Origin of the sequence: Vibrio breoganii (assembly GCF_024346795.1) — a bacterium.
Taxonomy (GTDB): Bacteria; Pseudomonadota; Gammaproteobacteria; order Enterobacterales; family Vibrionaceae; genus Vibrio; species Vibrio breoganii.
In genome coordinates, this window is sequence record NZ_AP024865.1 from 577892 (window position 1) to 594014 (window position 16123).

General features: G+C 45.2%; 12 protein-coding genes. 6 read left to right on the forward strand and 6 right to left on the reverse strand.

The genetic code is table 11. The features are described 5' to 3' along the window. Positions 1–12 precede the first annotated feature (12 nt). Complete coding sequence (locus OCU35_RS15685; protein ID WP_261826501.1) at positions 13–828, reverse strand: thioesterase family protein; 816 nt, start codon at positions 826–828, stop codon at positions 13–15. Positions 829–1073: 245 nt separating this feature from the next. Here OCU35_RS15685 and OCU35_RS15690 point away from each other — a divergent pair, with 245 nt between their 5' ends. Further along, positions 1074–1631: a DUF1439 domain-containing protein gene (locus tag OCU35_RS15690; RefSeq protein WP_017032282.1), complete on the forward strand. Its 558-nt coding sequence runs from the start codon at positions 1074–1076 to the stop codon at positions 1629–1631. Between the two features lie 80 nt (positions 1632–1711). Here OCU35_RS15690 and OCU35_RS15695 read toward each other — a convergent pair whose 3' ends face one another. Further along, positions 1712–3094, reverse strand: a complete 1383-nt coding sequence (locus OCU35_RS15695) for an MATE family efflux transporter (RefSeq protein WP_017032281.1) — start codon at positions 3092–3094, stop codon at positions 1712–1714. A 53-nt stretch (positions 3095–3147) separates the two neighbouring features. Between OCU35_RS15695 and OCU35_RS15700 the strand changes: the two genes are divergently transcribed. From OCU35_RS15700 to OCU35_RS15710, 3 genes are read left to right on the forward strand one after another with little or no spacing between them, the layout of a single operon-like run. Further along, entirely contained in the window at positions 3148–4059 is a 912-nt protein-coding gene (locus OCU35_RS15700) for an AraC family transcriptional regulator (protein WP_065599430.1), read from the forward strand. A gap of 3 nt (positions 4060–4062) precedes the next feature. Then, a complete protein-coding gene (locus OCU35_RS15705; RefSeq protein WP_261826502.1) occupies positions 4063–4647 on the forward strand; it encodes an acyl carrier protein phosphodiesterase in 585 nt (194 codons plus the stop codon). Between the two features lie 39 nt (positions 4648–4686). Beyond that, on the forward strand, positions 4687–5958 hold the full coding sequence (locus OCU35_RS15710) for a DEAD/DEAH box helicase (protein WP_261826503.1): 1272 nt from the start codon (positions 4687–4689) through the stop codon (positions 5956–5958). A gap of 1058 nt (positions 5959–7016) precedes the next feature. Here OCU35_RS15710 and ltaE read toward each other — a convergent pair. Beyond that, positions 7017–8024 carry a low-specificity L-threonine aldolase gene (gene ltaE / locus OCU35_RS15715; RefSeq protein ID WP_261826504.1) on the reverse strand — a complete coding sequence of 336 codons (1008 nt, stop codon included), beginning with the start codon at positions 8022–8024 and terminating at the stop codon, positions 7017–7019. 12 nt (positions 8025–8036) lie between these two features. Continuing rightward, the gene (locus tag OCU35_RS15720; RefSeq protein ID WP_261826505.1) at positions 8037–8555 is read right to left on the reverse strand and encodes an NUDIX hydrolase; all 519 of its coding nucleotides are present in this window, start codon (positions 8553–8555) and stop codon (positions 8037–8039) included. 259 nt (positions 8556–8814) lie between these two features. On the opposite strand from OCU35_RS15720, the gene OCU35_RS15725 reads away from it, so the two are divergent. Further along, positions 8815–10485, forward strand: coding sequence for an ATPase RavA domain-containing protein (locus tag OCU35_RS15725; protein WP_390209014.1), 1671 nt, complete (start codon positions 8815–8817; stop codon positions 10483–10485). Between the two features lie 9 nt (positions 10486–10494). Continuing rightward, positions 10495–11940 (forward strand): ATPase RavA stimulator ViaA, encoded by a 1446-nt coding sequence (gene viaA / locus OCU35_RS15730; RefSeq protein WP_017032274.1) that lies wholly within the window; start codon positions 10495–10497, stop codon positions 11938–11940. A 421-nt stretch (positions 11941–12361) separates the two neighbouring features. Here the strand turns inward: viaA and OCU35_RS15735 are convergent, their stop codons facing one another. Together OCU35_RS15735 and OCU35_RS15740 are read right to left on the reverse strand one after the other, a co-directional pair. Beyond that, positions 12362–14020 (reverse strand): ABC-ATPase domain-containing protein, encoded by a 1659-nt coding sequence (locus OCU35_RS15735; RefSeq protein ID WP_261826507.1) that lies wholly within the window; start codon positions 14018–14020, stop codon positions 12362–12364. 82 nt (positions 14021–14102) lie between these two features. Beyond that, the gene (locus OCU35_RS15740; RefSeq protein WP_261826508.1) at positions 14103–16007 is read right to left on the reverse strand and encodes a sensor domain-containing diguanylate cyclase; all 1905 of its coding nucleotides are present in this window, start codon (positions 16005–16007) and stop codon (positions 14103–14105) included. Positions 16008–16123: the final 116 nt, after the last annotated feature.

Here is a 16123-nt window from a genome sequence, read left to right on the forward strand (position 1 = left end):
CAAACGTTAAATTTAACTCGCTAAATCAACACTTTGGCGACTAATTGCGACGAGTCGATTGTCTTCACTCCAGATATTCGCCTCAACGTGTGCATAACCTCCTGCCATCTTTCTTATGTCTGATTGGTAGGCAAACCACTGCGTTCCTAAATCTTCATGATTGGCTGCAGGAAATTCTAAATTCCACATCATGATAGTCCCGGATTTTTGGTCCTTCATTTCTGAGCACGAGTACGTCGGCCATGCGTCAATGAGGCAGATAAGATGAGCCCCAGTAGTTCGTATTGGCGAGGTTTTTAGCTTCATCCACCCATGATTATGAGAGACATCTTGTGTGGCATCGGGTTGAGGTGATTTTGCTATAGCGAAGTCAACTTGCTCCGTGTATGTAAGAAGGTTACTTGCAGTTAGTTCTGTCGCTTGACCATTAGGGAGTTGTTCCACACGCGGTAGCGCTGGTGTTTGCTGAGGGGGATTCGATAAAGAAGTATTTGCCATTGCTTCTTGACCAAAACAAGAGTGTTGAACCACGACTACCTCATCATTTTGCACTATACGCCCTGTCACTTTAGAGTGCCTGCTGTCTTCATTTAACAACTCTATTTCAAAGGTAAAGGGCTGGTCGATAAGCAGTGAGCTAATAAAATTGGTTTTAACTGAATAAAGGGGTCTACCCAGAGTGGCAAGGGGCGAGGTTACGTGAAACAACAGCGCGGCGGTTAGTCCGCCAAATACACTATCTCCCTGAGACCAATGCTGTGACACGACCATGCTCGTGTTGCCGGAAACGCACCGCTCGGCCATTTTTAAAAGCTTGTCTATGTGCATACATAACACCTATATGTTGCATGGTTGTAACGAACAATATACTGGTCTAATCAGGTGGATCAATACATACTCTTGTGGAGTGTGACTCAGGTTACGCAAATGTTAACGGTTTGTCCTATTTCCTAATCGTCAAAGGGTGAGGGTTTAGGACGTTGCAAAATTGAGAAGTGAAAGAAAACTTGACTCAAATGAGGTTTCACTCTTAGCTCTAGTTAGGTTTAATTACTCAATGAGAGCTCAAGTTCATGATCAAAAAATGGCTACAAGGATGTGTTGTTTGTTTAGGGCTGCTTGTGAGTGGTTGTGCTAGTTACAGCATTACCGAAAAAGAAATGACCAACTATTTGCAGGACAACGTGAGTTTCGAGCAGTCAGTGGGCGTTGAGAATCTGCTTTATGCCCAAGTGTCGGTGGATGATCTCGAGGTAAGAATCGGGCGTGCAGATGTAGATCGTGTGTCTGTATTTGCCAGTACACTGGCAAAAATTCAAATGTGGGGAAATCAAAACCAAACCCTAGACCTGGATTTAGAATTTAGCGCTGTCCCTGAGTATGACGCGCAGAGCGGTGAGGTATTTTTAAAGTCGATACGATTAGAGCAGTTTAACGAGAAGGGCGATCAGCGCTTAGCCCCAGAGATCAAGCAGCTGTTAAAACCTGCGGTGTCGATGATTGGCTATGGTTTATCACAGCAACCCGTTTACAAGCTTGATAGTAATGTCGTTCAAGAGGCTCTAATTAAATCTGCTGAGCCCAGTATGGCTATCAAGGACAACAAGTTGGTGATTGAACTGTTTAACTAGCGGTCTCTTGTTACTACGAGTCTATGCTAAATGGCTTAATACAACGCCCATCGTAAAGATGGGCGTTAGTATTTCTAAAGCTAGGCTGGTGACAGTGTCAGATTCTTAATCCATATGCGTTTCAAGAATCGGTGGAAACACAGGGCAAGCTTGACGATTTCTTCAGTGAGCATTAATGCGTAAACGTATTCAAAGCTCCATCCTGCGATGAATGCTCCCCATGCAAGGCATGGAATACCCACCATCCACATTGCAATAAAGTCCATCCTCAAACAGAACGAGTTCTCTCCGCCAGCTTTCAAGATACCGACAATGATCACCATGTTAAGCATGCGAATACCGAGCAATACGGTGAATACCATGATAGCTGGGGATGCCAGTTCATAAAGCTCTGGTTGGTTTAGGTTAAGGCCGACCAAAATAGACTCTCTGAACAAAAAGACCATTAACGCAAGCACGACTGAACAACCAAAAATCGTTTTGATAAACCAATTTGCCATGTTTCGAGCTTCATCGAATTCGTCATTGCCTAAAGACTGACCAATGAGAACCGCACACGCAATTGCTACTCCAAAGAACGCTGAATAACATAAGCCTTCAAAGGGGCCGAGCATACTGAATACAGCGAGCTCTGTAGTGCCCATATGCCCAAATATCACCTGATAGGATAGGGTACCCATACCCCAAATGATGGTGTTAGCGGTTGATGGAATCGCCAATTTACGAAATGACGTTGCTAACCTTTGTGGGTTTGGCAGTACCTCTGATTTTATTAACCAGTGGTTTATCTTGAACAGGGCATAAAGGATAGCGACGACTTGGAAGACCCGTGCAATCGAGGTCGCTAATGCCGCGCCTGCAACGCCCATAGGTTCTAAACCCATTCCGCCTTTAATTAGCCAAAAATTCAGGCCAATATTCAAGAAGACCGTAGCTCCGCCCAAATACAGAGGCAGCATTGCATTACCTGAACTGCGAAGGCTAGACTCAGCAACAATGATCCAGTGTGTTAGCACTAGAACAGGTATGCTGTACCACAAATAGGTTGAACCTAGGCTTATCACATCAGGATCACTGGTTTGCAGTAGCATGATGTAACCAGAGAAAACCGTAATAATAAAGGTGAGCGGAACCATCAGCCAGGTGCCATACTTCAGCGCCAGCATGTTGACCGTTTTGGCAGAGCTCGCGTCTCGGCGTCCCCAATATTGCGCAACAAGGATGCCGTTGGCAGTGGCGATACCGGCAGAGACCATAATTATGACAAAGTGCCATTTAGTGGCGATCCCTACAGCGGCGGGTGCTTCTTTACCTAAATCACTCACCATCAGAACGTCTGCAAGCTGCAACATAGCCACTAGAGCACTTTGCAAAGCGACAGGTACGGCGAGGCGTGCAACCTTAGAGAAAAAACCATTTGGCATGGAATTCACACTTGCAACATTTTGCTTTTGACTTGACATAATAACCTCCCCGAAAATCAGGGTAACTATAGCCACACTGAATGGATAAAGGCATGTTCAAAGAAAGCCAAAACCTGTGCAAATCTGTCATGCAACTATTTTCACCTAAAAGTGAGTGGTCAGACAAAGTCTATTTAAGCGATGAGTGTAAAGAACGGTTTCTAACCAACACAGATATTCCCGAACTCGGCGAAAGTGGTTACTTTATGGCTGGTTTAGCTGAGCTAGAGGCAGGCTATGAAATCGAGCGTGAAGGTATTGGCATTCATACCCTGCTAGTGACCTTAGAAGGCAGTGGCGTGCTAATCACGCCGGAGTTTGTCAAAGAACTCAAACCGTACAGTTTAACCGTGTTACCTGCAGGCTTACCTTATCGTTTTGAACTGCACCCAGATTTCACGCACTGGAAGATGGTTTGGATATTACTAGAGAAGCTCCCTAAATGGGATGACCTGATCTCTGGGGGGCAAGCAGTGATGCCGTTTGAATCTAGCGAGCAGGTATGGTCGCTAATGAACCTACTTCACTTGGAGATCAATGGCAGACCTGCATATCGACGCTTGCTAATTAGCGAGGTAAGCCGAATCTTGGCTCGGTTTGAAGCAAAGCCGTATAGCTCTGCGATTCGAGTGCAAACCACATTTAACGATATAGAAGCCCAGTTGCACCATGATTGGACGGTTAAGTCGATTGCGGAGAGGTGCTTTATTAGTCAGGAACAGCTCAATCGTGTGTGCAAATCCCTATATGGGATGTCCCCAAGAAGTAAGCTTATTCAGCTACGTATGGATAAAGCGACGGATCTTCTGCGCTATGAAGATTGGGCAATCGCCCTGATAGCTCAGCGACTGGGCTACAATGATCCCTATAATTTTACACATAGGTTTAGAAAATATTTTGGATGCTCACCACGAGAATATCGGAAACGCTTTAGAGAGTCAGACCCAAAGACTTCTGCGGGTTAATGAATGAATTTCTTAGGCCACCTGCATCTTGCTGATGCGAGTAATAGCAGTCTTCTAGGCAATCTCCTTGGAGATTTTGTACGTGGAAACCCAGAAGGGCGTTACCCTCAAGAGATAACGCGAGGCATTCGCATGCACCGATTTGTTGATAGCTTTACTGACAGTCACCCTTTAATTGCTGAGATAAAGCCATTATTTGGGGCAACGAGACGTTTTTCGCCCATAGCTTTGGATGTGTTCTGGGATCATTGTCTAGCCAATCATTGGGACAAGTTTCATCCCATCTCCCTAGAAAGCTTTTGCGATCAAGCCAAGCAAGCTACTCATCCTCAGTGTGTCGAAGCGTCTTTGCCTGAACAATACCAACGCGTCATAAGCTCAATGTGGGATAACCGCTGGATAGACTCCTACCGAGATCTGGATAACATCGGTTATGCATTGGCACGGATGTCAAACCGAAGCCCGCGCATGGGGCCGCTAGCCGATTGCTTTGAAACGTTAGAGAAACACTATAAAGAGTTAGATCAGGTGTTTATGGATTTCTATCCAGACGTAATAGAGGCTGTAACTGAGACTAAATTCGAGTAGACTCACGCCCTAAAATGACCAAACAGTACGGAATTACCTATGTCTTCATCACAATTTGCTGCACTTGGCCTTGATGCTATTCTCGTTGAGCAGCTGGATAAGCTGAACTTTGTCACTCCTACACCCGTTCAACTTGACGGAATTCCTCATGTTCTTGAGGGGAGAGACGTACTCGCAGCAGCGCAGACAGGCACAGGTAAAACCGCGGCATTTGGTCTACCTATTATTCAAAGTTTGATGGGGCAAGTGAGCGTTCATAACACTCAATCGCCCTGCAAGGTAAAGGCATTGGTTCTCGTGCCAACACGAGAGCTAGCTCAACAGGTGTTTGACGCTATTACGCAATACGCTGAGCCAACCGAAGTGAAGACGGTGGTTGTGTATGGCGGTACAAGTTTTAACGTACAGGCGAGTAACCTAAACAAGGGATGTGACATATTAATCGCCACGCCCGGCCGTTTACTGGATCATCTGTTTAATAAGACACTCACTCTACAACATACGAAATATCTAGTGCTTGATGAAGCTGATCGCATGCTAGACATGGGCTTTATGCCAGATATTAAGCGTATCTTGCAAAAACTTAGCCCTGATCGCCAAACGCTATTCTTCTCCGCGACGTTCAAAAAAGGCGTAAAAAATCTAGCCTATAAGATCCTTGATAACCCTGTTGAAGTGGAAGTCAGTCCAGCAAACTCAACTGCTGATGCGGTGGAACAAATTGTTTACCCTGTCGATAAGAAGCGTAAACGAGAGCTGCTTTCGTACCTGATAGGCTCAAGAAACTGGCAACAGGTGCTAGTTTTTACGCGCACTAAAGAAGGCGCAGAGTCTGTTGCAAAAGAGCTTAAATTGGACGGAATCCGAGCGGCGTCTTTGCATGGGGATAAAAGCCAAGGAGCAAGGCAGCGCGCACTCGATGACTTTAAAATAGGTAAGGTGAGGGCGCTGGTGGCAACAGACGTAGCGGCACGTGGCATTGACGTGAAAGAGCTTGAGCATGTGATTAACTTTGACATGCCGTATAAAGCCGAAGACTACATACATCGAATTGGCCGTAGTGGACGCGCTGGAAACAAAGGTCACGCCGTATCATTAATGAGCCACAACGAGCAGTACTTACTTGAAGCGATTGAAAGATTGCTTGATGCCAAGTTACCTCAAGAGTGGCTAGAAGGCTTTGAACCAAGCCCAGAGTCTGAGATCCTTGAAGAAACAGGCGGTCACCGCCGCAGTCGCAGCGCCGAAAAGCGCAAAATGAAAGCGAAAATGGGCGTACATAAGAACCGAGGTAAGAGCCGCGGAAGGTAAGTTGATTTGATAGGAGTTCGGTAGTTTCTAAGATACTGGATAGCCACGGTGTGGCTTCCAGTATGACTAGGTTTGCTGACCTATCGGCACCATCACGTCATACTGGCGAAGGCCAGTATCTTAGAGCGCACAAATCGAACTAATTAGGTAATTAGCTTTCAAAACGATGAGTTGGGTTGTACCTAAGATACTGGATAGCCACGGTGTGGCTTCCAGTATGACGAATGTCTGCGAATTATCGACTGATACGTCATACTGGCGAAGGCTAGTATCTTAGAGCGCACACATCAGGTTAATTTCGCAATTAGCTTTCAAAACGATGAGTTGGGCTGTACCTAAGATACTGGATAGCCACGGTGTGGCTTCCAGTATGACGAGGTTTACTGAGATATCGCCAACATCACGTCATACTGGCGAAGGCCAGTATCTTAGAGCGCACAAATCAGGCTAATTTCGCAATTAGCTTTTAAAACGATGGGCTGGGTTGTACCTAAGATACTGGATAGCCACGGTGTGGCTTCGAGTATGACGAGGTTTACTGAGCTATCGCCACCCTCACGTCATACTGGCGAAGGCCAGTATCTTAGAACGCACAAATCGAACTAATTAGGTAATTAGTTTTTAAAACGATGAGTTGGGTTGTACCTAAGATACTGGATAACCACGTTGTGGCTTCCAGTATGACGAGGTGCACTGAGCTATCGCCACCCTCACGTCATACTGGCGAAGGCCAGTATCTTAGAACGCACAAATCAGGCTAATTTCGTAATTAGTTTTTAAACGGTGAGTTGGGTTGTGCCTAAGATACTGGATAACCACGGTGTGGCTTCCAGTATGACGAGGTTTACTGAGCTATCGCCACCCTCACGTCATACTGGCGAAGGCCAGTATCTTAGGGCGCACAAATCAGATTAAGTTCGCGATTAGCTTTCAAACGATAGGTTAGGTTGTACCTAAGATACTGGATAGCCACGGTGTGGCTTCCAGTATGACGAATGTCTGCGAATTATCGACTGATACGTCATACTGGCGAAGGCCAGTATCTTAGAGCGCACAGACTAACTTAGCTTTTCAGCCAACTTCTCTAGCAACACATCAATATCATCCGTACTCACATCCTTATGCGTTACAAAACGAATAGGGTTGCTAGGGGTGATAGTGATGCCTTCTTTTTCTAGCTCCGCAGCGATCTTGTCGATATCAACACTTTGGCCGAGCTTAGCAAACACAACATTGGTTTGTACTAGCTCAGGTTTTACTGAGAAACCAGGCAGTTTAGCTAAACCGTGAACTAGTTTCTGCGCGTTGTCATGATCCACTTTTAGCTGCGCTACCTGCTCTGTTAGGGCGAGCTTACCAGCAGCGGCAAGTAAACCCACTTGGCGCATACCACCGCCGAGCATCTTACGAATGCGGCGTGCCTTATTAATCGTGACAGCGTCACCTAATAGTAGTGAGCCGATAGGCGCTGATAGGCCCTTTGATAAGCAAATGGTCATGGTATCAAAGTGCTGAGCAATTTCGTTAATATCAACATCTAACGCAACGGCTGCGTTGTAGACTCTCGCGCCATCTAAGTGAAGTTTAAGGCCGTGCTTATTGACGAACTCTCGTGCTTCCGCGAGATAAGATAAAGGCAGAACCTTACCATTGATGGTATTTTCTAGGCTCAGCAGTTTGGTGCGTGCAAAGTGGAAATCTTCTGGCTTAATGACCGCTTCTAGCTTCTTGAAGCAAAGCGTGCCGTCCGGTTCATTCATTACCGGTTGTGGCTGAATCGACCCTAGTACTGCCGCGCCACCCGCTTCATATTTGTAGTTGTGAGCTTGTTGACCACATAGATATTCATCACCCCGCTCACAGTGCGCCATAAGCCCTAACAGGTTCGCTTGTGTGCCAGATGAGGTGAATAGGGCAGCTTCAAAGCCATGGGTATCAGCGGCCCATGCTTCTAACTCGTTGACTGTAGGATCATCTCCGTAGACATCATCTCCAACTGGAGCGTTTGCTATTGCGTCTCGCATAGCCTGAGTCGGGCGTGTAACTGTATCGGATCGAAAATCCATAATTATTCCTTTTTAACTTAATGTTCCGCTAAGTAGCGCTTTAGATACCGCAGCTATCGTTTTAGCATCGCTGATCTTGTCTTGTTGTACCCACTGAAGCAATTCATCGATTGAGACTTCAAGTACTTCAATGACTTCGTCCGTATCGGCCTGGAGCCTTTGAGTGAGCGTTAATTCCTCTGCAAAGTAGAGGTATTGGATTTCGTTACAAAACCCTGCCATTGGAGTGAGTTTTCCAAGGCTTTGCCATTTTTTCGCGCTATAGCCGGTTTCTTCTTCCAGTTCGCGTTTTGCTGCCGCAAAAGGGTCTTCATTAGGCTCTAGTGTCCCCGCTGGGATTTCAAGCAGCCATTCCTTTAAAGAAGGGCGGTACTGATTGAGCAACAGCAGCTTACCCGATGGCGTTTTAGCCAAGACTACAACAGCACCTGGGTGATTAATCGACGTATGGTTGGTAACGACTCCATTTGGCAAAGTGAGTGTTTCTTCAACTAATGACAGATTTTTCCAGCTATGGAGTGTTTTTTGCATTCTTTGTTACTCTTTTTGCCTTTATTTTTAGGCCGTTTATGTACAAGATCACACTTTTCGCGTTGACCTTTATTCACATCTCAAAACTCAAATTAACGTATTGATTGGAATGGTTAAATACCATATTTGCAATCTTAGTTTGCAGTGTGAGTAAGATCTCGTTAAGTTGTTATAACAGCTAGAGTTAATTTGCGTTTGTAACATATAATTAACCTGACTATAAAAATAATTAACAGCCGCTGTTTTATGGAGCATTTTAATAATGGAAACGACTCGTGTTTCTCACGCGCAACGTGCATTGCGTTCTGAACGTATCAATAAACTTGTAAAGGTGCTTTCGGAAGGCGTTTATGAACGCGAACACACCATTAAACTCTGCCTACTAGCCGCATTATCTGGAGAAAGTGTTTTCCTTTTAGGACCCCCAGGTATTGCAAAAAGTCTTATCGCCAAGCGCCTAATTTCTGCGTTTGAAAGCAGCAGCTATTTTGAATACCTAATGACACGCTTTTCTACACCTGAAGAAGTCTTCGGTCCCCTTAGCATCCAAGAGTTGAAAGACCATGGTCGTTATGTTCGATTAACTAAGGGCTACTTGCCTACGGCGAACGTCGTATTCTTAGATGAAATCTGGAAAGCGGGTCCCGCTATATTGAATACGCTTCTTACTGTAGTCAACGAGAAAACTTTCAAGAATGGCAGTGAGATCGAGAAGGTGCCTATGCGCCTGCTTATTTCCGCTTCAAACGAACTACCAGACAAAGATAGTGGCCTAGAAGCTCTTTATGATCGTATGTTAGTTCGCATCTTCGTTAACCGAATCCAAGACAAACAAAATTTCCATAGCATGCTGACCGTGGGCACACCGCAAGAAGCGCAAGTACCAGAAGAGCTCACTATCTCTAATGAAGAGTATGCTCAATGGCTCAATGAGCTCGACAGTATGCCATTATCCGATGAAGTGTTTGATAAGTTGTATCAACTTAAAACAATGCTTGAAGCACGCCATAAAGATGCCGAAGAAACCCTGAGTGCCGATGAGTTGTATGTGTCAGACCGCCGCTGGAAGAAAGCGGTGAAATTGCTCAAGGCGAGTGCGTTCTTCAACGGTCGTCAAAAGATCAACGCCCTTGATCTTATTTTGATTCAAGACTGCTTATGGAATAGTCCCGAGTCTCGTTTGATAGTGCGCGACGTGATGCGAGAGTTTGCTCTTAAGCGTGCGTTTAATCAAAGTGAAATACTGCAGACGATTGAAGACAGCAGTCAGATCCTAGAAGATATTCAGGCAGAGATAGAATTCAGTCATACCATGAAAGTAGAATCAGAGCCTGGCACTGGTTTACTGCGCAAGGGCAAGGAAGACTTTAAGGCTAACTTTGATGACTGGCGTCCTCATAGTGTTGGCAATGCACGTAACCTAGTTAAACTTGTGCTGTTGCAAAGCAATCAGTCTGTTTCTGAGCATGATAAAGGGGATACCCGCTATGTGTTCGTGCCACAAACGGATCTTGTGAATGCTATTAGTCATGGTGGTGGCGATGTCTATGGTTACGTCAATCAAAACCCAAATCTCATGTCACTGAAGTTTGCACTTGATGCCGATAATAACCTTGTTATTAAAGACATAGCTAATCGTTCTGTTTTGTTGAGCTTAGTGACCAACGAAGGCCTTGATCCTGAGAAGCATCAGTTATGGCATGCACAAGCGAACGAGGCGGTGAATAACCTAATGAATGCTGAGCTACTTTTAACAAAGGTGCGTTCTGATTTCCACGGCGCATTGCCGCATAATTTCATTGAACCGGAACTTCCAACGGCAATGGAGTCGAGCCTACAGCAGCTCTCAGAAGCGCTTAGCTCTGCTCAAGCCACCTCAAAGAAAACAGCACAAAGAATCGGTTTTTTGGCCGGCTTCTTTGCGGAATAGGAGAGCGGGATGCTAGGTGCTGACGCATTAAATCTCGCAATGTCCGTTGCAGACTCTGGAATGGTAGAAACCGCGGTCAATGATCTTATCGGCCGCAGTCAGGTTCTTTTGTCTTCTGAAAAGCCAGGAGTGCAGACCTCGGTTAAAAACCACTTGAGAAAGTGGAAAGGGTCAGTCAAAAAACGCATCAGTAAGGTCTCTGAGTCTGAGCAAATCCAAGCTGAGCTTGCTCTTTATCAAAAGGTCATTCACTGGGATGAAGAGCAGTTTGATAAAGATATAAAATCTGTGGTGAGTGAGCTCAAAGGAAAGAGCCCATTTTGTGGTTCGGCGAAGAAACTCCTTGAGCGTCAAAAACACACACCTAATCCAATGTTTGCGCACTACTTTTGTGATCAGTGGTATCAATCCATATACAACACGATCAAACAGTTGCAATTGGATGAACTCGAGCAAGATAAGCAGAAGTTCTTAGAAGATCTATACAATCGCATGGAAAACATGAAGAACATGCGTCAAATTGGTGAGGCCGGAGACGAAGCACAACTAGGTCGTTTATGGGATATGGCTGCGGCTCGATTGAGCCGAACCGATGTCAGTACCATGGCCAAGTACGCGAGCTTTTTGCGTAAGCATAGTGGCTTAAAAGAGATTGCGAGTGAATTAGGTCGTATGGCCAGCCAGGTAGATGATCCTTCTTTAAGGAAAGCCCCTGTTGCTGAACTGCAGTATGTAGAAGAGCAATCTAATGAAGCCACCGATGATATCGTGGGAATTCACGAGAGCGACGATCTAAGTAAGATGTTGCCGAACGAAACCATGTTTTTGGCATACCCTGAACTTGAAACCATTTTTTATAAGCACTTAGTGGATAAGCGCTTGATGAGTTACCGTACCGAGGGGAAATCCCGCAAACTTCGTAAGATAAATGCGCAACTGCCTAACTCGAGCGAACTTGAGTTAGAAAAAGGGCCTTTTATTGTCTGTGTAGATGCCTCAGGTTCCATGAGCGGCTTCCCTGAACAGTGTGCGAAAGCCATCGCTTTTGCTCTTATGCAGATAGCCCTTGCCGAGCAACGAGACTGCTTCGTGATCATGTTTTCTACCGAGCAGATTACCTACGAGCTTACAAAAAAAGATGGCCTCAGAGAGGCAAGCGACTTCTTGTCCTATACCTTCCATGGTGGTACAGACTTTGAACCGGTACTGCAAAAGTGTATTGACCTTATGCACACGGACAAATTCTTGAATGCGGATATGGTGGTTCTATCAGATTTCATCGCACCGAGACAATCTGAGGATATGGTCAACAAGGTCGAAGAGCTTAAAGCAAGACACAATCGATTCCATGCGGTGAGCTTATCTAAATATGGCAACCCGGAACTGCTAGATATCTTCAGCCACAACTGGAGTTATCATCCAGGGTTGGTAGGACGATTCGTCAAAAAATTCTAATTTAGATTTAAACACTTAGCCTCGCTTATGCGGGGCTTTTTTATTTGGACTTGCTTTAACGATTAAGTTTTTTAGTGCCTTTTACGAATACAGTTTGTGGTGTGTAAAAATGATAGGTTTTAAAGGTGCTCTTATCACTTTACATGGGCTAGGCTTACTTTTCTTGGAGTAATATCGGCGACGTTCGATGCCAACATGATGCTGTTTGGGGGAGCAACCGGTTGTAGTGACTTACCTTTCTTTTGCGCCTAGCTACGCTAAGGTCGCGAATAATGTCAAAGTAGGAAATGTTGCCTATTTGCCAATTGGCTTCGCCTGCTTAGCAATGCTATTTGGTTTTGGGCTAGGGCACAAAGAGCGGCCTAAAGCATGATAAGAGCGCCATCAGCGGTAAACTAAATGGCGCTTTGGGATGATGAGGCTACTTCGCGGGTTTAAACTGAGCTTTGCGCAGACGGTTTAGAGTCGCTAGTAAGTCCAATATTCTCGGCTTCGCAATATCACCATTGTTTGGCATTAGTGCATGCCAATCATCGCTGTTGACAAGATTCTCGAATTCAACTTGCAGGTCTTGGCTCCAGCCAGGCACTTGCGCCACCTGAAACCATGTCCATCCTATTGCGTTTACTTCATTTGACGTTTGAAGCTGCTCTAGCGCAGTGATATCGATAAACTCTTTACCAAAACGCAGAGAGGTTGTGCCTTTAGCTCCTACACGGAACTTGCCTTCTGCGAGTAATGTTTGCAAACATGCTCGATTGAATGAGCGTGGTTTGCTTTCTTGCAATGGCTGCTCGCGCTCATGCGTTCGTTCTGTTGGATGTTGTTGTATTACCTGTTTGGCTTTCTCAGTGACATCGACAGGTTGATACTCGTGCATTTGAATGACGCAGTCAGCTTCATCAAGGTAGTCACCAGAGCCACCCATTACGATAATTGAGCTAATGCCCTCACTGTCACGAAGCTCAGCGATGCGGTCTACCAGCGGCGTAATAGGCTCGGCCTCTTTTGCTACCAAGGCTTGCATGCGCTCATCGCGAATCATAAAGTTGGTCGCAGAGGTATCTTCATCAATTAAAAGACTCTTAGCGCCAGATTCGATGGACTCTTGAAGCCAAGCGGCTTGCGAGGTTGAGCCAGAGGCATCTTGCGTAGAAAAATCGGTAGTGGATTTGCCCATTGGCAGATGATTGATGAAGTTGGCAATATTAAGGTTATGAACACAGCGGCCATCTTCAGCGCGGATCTTCATGCTTAGTGGGTCTGTGACACAATACTCACGTCCATCTCCAGGGATATGGTCATAAATGGATTTCTCTATAGCATTGAGCAGCGTAGATTTACCATGAAAACCACCGCCGACGATCAGCGTGATGCCTTTTTTGATGCCTAAACCTGTGATATCACCGTGGTTTGGCGTAGAAAGAGTGATTGCAAGCTCAGCAGGTGACTGCATTGCCAGTGCATCCTTCATCGGCATATCGCTCTCACCCGATAGGCGAGGCAGAATACTGTCATTGGCGATAAAGCTGACTAAATCATGTTTTTGTAACTGCTCACGAAGCGCAAACTGATCTTCTATAACTTCACAATGCTGAGTAAAGCGCTCTTGTGGTAGTTCTCTCCACAATGTGGCCTTACGCAGGTACTTTGGCAGGTAGAAGGTAATGATATTGAGTGCTTTCTTAGCCAATATGGAGCGACCATCAGCCGGAAGGTTGATGCGAAAACGCAGCTCAATGCCTTCGTCGGTAAACAATACCGCTGTGTTATCTAAAACAACTTGTCCTGTTGTCGCCACCGAAATTGCGTTGTCTTGTTTCGCGTATTCAGCAAGATTACGAGCGATGAAATCACGCGCGGCTAGTTGATAAGCAGGTGACTTCTCTTTAATGAAATCTAAGCCAGTCACAGACCACGGTCTTACTGCTCTAAAGCGCGATGCAGAGGCGTATGGGTCGCCTTGAACCTGGTCGATGTGCAAGGCAAAGTCCGTAAAGTCGTAGCTTCCCTTTATCTGTTGGTAGGCGCGATAGTTTTGTTTTTCGAGTTTTTTCAGTTTTGCGGTGAGCAGATCCATTTTGGAACCCTAGATTTCAAGCATTTAGCGATTATAACAATCCTACGCTGTAGATGTTCAGAAAAATGCATCGCTTGCGCATCTAATGAAGACTAATCTCACTTTGCCTGCATAAAGATTGCTCGAAGTCTTTGCGAGTCATAGGACCGTAGTACATTTTACCCTCAGCATAAGGGGTATCAAACTGCAGTAGCCATTGCTCTTGCTCTTTGGTTTCAACACCGGTGAGGACAGTATCAAGGCCCAGTTTAGTGGTGATTTGCATCAGTGAATGTAAAAAGTCTCTGTCTTCGGAGCTATGCTGCAGATTATCTGTGAACGACTTATCGATTTTTATGCGCTTAAAAGGACTGTGCTTTAGATAACTAAAGGAAGCATGGCCATGTCCAAAATCACACAGAGTGAGATGCACACCTAAGGCTGAAAGCTGTTCTAGTGTAGGTTGTAAGGAGCCTTCATTAGCAAACAGTTGCTTTTCTGAGACCTCAACCTCCAGGCAGTCGCCCGATAACTGTGCCAATTTAAGCCAGTTGGCTAGGAGATTGGGTAAATCGTGCGATGCTAACTGACATGCGTTCAGTTTCACTGCAATTCGAAAAGACGGTTTAATCGCTCGCCATTGCTGCGCAATATGTATCGATTTCTTGATGATGAAATGACACATGGCGTCTGCGATTTCGGGTTGGTCACACAGTTGATTGATAGACAGTTCAGACACATTGCCAAGGATAGGGTGATCCCAGCGAATGGAAGTGCTGGCACTACTCCATTGACGATTATCGAGTGCTATCTGGGGTTGGTAAAACAACTTGATAGCATCATCACGGATGGACTCCATAAAATAACTTTCCAAGCGATTTAAGCGAGTGCCTCTGTCTATTTGGTTATCATCATAAAACAGAATCCGTTTACCCGATTCTCTTGCATTTTGCATCGCTTGAAATGCTTGAACGGTTAGGGCAAGGTTTTGCTGCCCATGTTGTGGATGGCTCAATGACACCCCAACATAGATTTGCAAGCGAACCTTTCCTGATGGGACGTCGAAATCTTGTGACGTAATGTCCATGATTCTCTGAATAATGGTGTCGTAGTTTTTGCTACTGCTATTTGAGAGTAGGGTAAAAGCAATATCATTTGATCGAGGTCTAGCACACAGTTGTTTATGAGGACTTAGCTGGCTTAACTTATCTTTCAGTTGTTTGATGATTTGATCTAGGGTCTCAGCACCCATATCGATTTGTATGCGATGTCCGTTGCTGATACCTAAGTAGAAGACGGCTATTTCTTGATTATAGAGATCGGCATGATTAACGATACGATTGGTTTCTAACTCCCAGGCTTTTGCATTTAAAAGCCCACTGCCCACATCATGGTGTTGCTGATAATGGACTTCACGCTCCAGCTGTTTTCTTTTTGTGGCTTCTTTATCGAGTTGGTAGCTAAGATTTGCAAGTTCTACGGTGCGGTTTTGGATTCTCGATTGTAGATCTCGGTTAATGAGTTGGAGCTTTTGGTTTTGGTAGATAACAGTGAGCTGGGCTTCCACTGAGTCTTTGAATACAGACAGTAACTCTCGAACGGAAATCTTAAAGTCGTTGGGTTTACTGTCTAAGATGGATAGGGTTCCAAAGGGTGTGCCATTTGGCCAATGCAGCGGAATGCCTAAGTATGACACCATGTTGTCGTCTAATGGTTCGGTGATGTTTTTCCATGTAGGGTCTTTATGTCTGTCGTTTACCACCAAAATGGAGTCTGTCTTCAGTGTAGTTTCGCAAAAGTGATGTCCGCCTAGGGCAAATGAATCGCCCATTTTGAAAGGGTTATCGGTATGGTGATTACTACAGAAGATGTCTAAGTGACTTTGATTGAGTCGATTGAGCATGGCAACGGGAACGTGAGCATATTGGGCAAGGATCTCAAGCATGTCTTGCCAAGATCCATAGATCTTGTCGGGCACCTCTAGCTTTTGCGTGTTGACTCTGGCCATGACGTAATCCGTTACCTTTACAATGAATACCAAGCGAGTGCATTAAAACTCCATCTCTTTAAGACGCGCTTTCTCTTGTATAAGGATAGTCTGAATTACTCAGTTCGTTTGAAACA

Excerpts from the sequence above, each read along its gene's own strand:
- OCU35_RS15685 (WP_261826501.1), bottom strand. The coding sequence starts at position 828 with ATGCACATAGACAAGCTTTTAAAAATGGCCGAGCGGTGCGTTTCCGGC.
- OCU35_RS15690 (WP_017032282.1), top strand. The coding sequence starts at position 1,074 with ATGATCAAAAAATGGCTACAAGGATGTGTTGTTTGTTTAGGGCTGCTT.
- OCU35_RS15695 (WP_017032281.1), bottom strand. The coding sequence starts at position 3,094 with ATGTCAAGTCAAAAGCAAAATGTTGCAAGTGTGAATTCCATGCCAAAT.
- OCU35_RS15700 (WP_065599430.1), top strand. The coding sequence starts at position 3,148 with ATGTTCAAAGAAAGCCAAAACCTGTGCAAATCTGTCATGCAACTATTT.
- OCU35_RS15705 (WP_261826502.1), top strand. The coding sequence starts at position 4,063 with ATGAATTTCTTAGGCCACCTGCATCTTGCTGATGCGAGTAATAGCAGT.
- OCU35_RS15710 (WP_261826503.1), top strand. The coding sequence starts at position 4,687 with ATGTCTTCATCACAATTTGCTGCACTTGGCCTTGATGCTATTCTCGTT.
- ltaE (WP_261826504.1), bottom strand. The coding sequence starts at position 8,024 with ATGGATTTTCGATCCGATACAGTTACACGCCCGACTCAGGCTATGCGA.
- OCU35_RS15720 (WP_261826505.1), bottom strand. The coding sequence starts at position 8,555 with ATGCAAAAAACACTCCATAGCTGGAAAAATCTGTCATTAGTTGAAGAA.
- viaA (WP_017032274.1), top strand. The coding sequence starts at position 10,495 with ATGCTAGGTGCTGACGCATTAAATCTCGCAATGTCCGTTGCAGACTCT.
- OCU35_RS15735 (WP_261826507.1), bottom strand. The coding sequence starts at position 14,020 with ATGGATCTGCTCACCGCAAAACTGAAAAAACTCGAAAAACAAAACTAT.
- OCU35_RS15740 (WP_261826508.1), bottom strand. The coding sequence starts at position 16,007 with ATGGCCAGAGTCAACACGCAAAAGCTAGAGGTGCCCGACAAGATCTAT.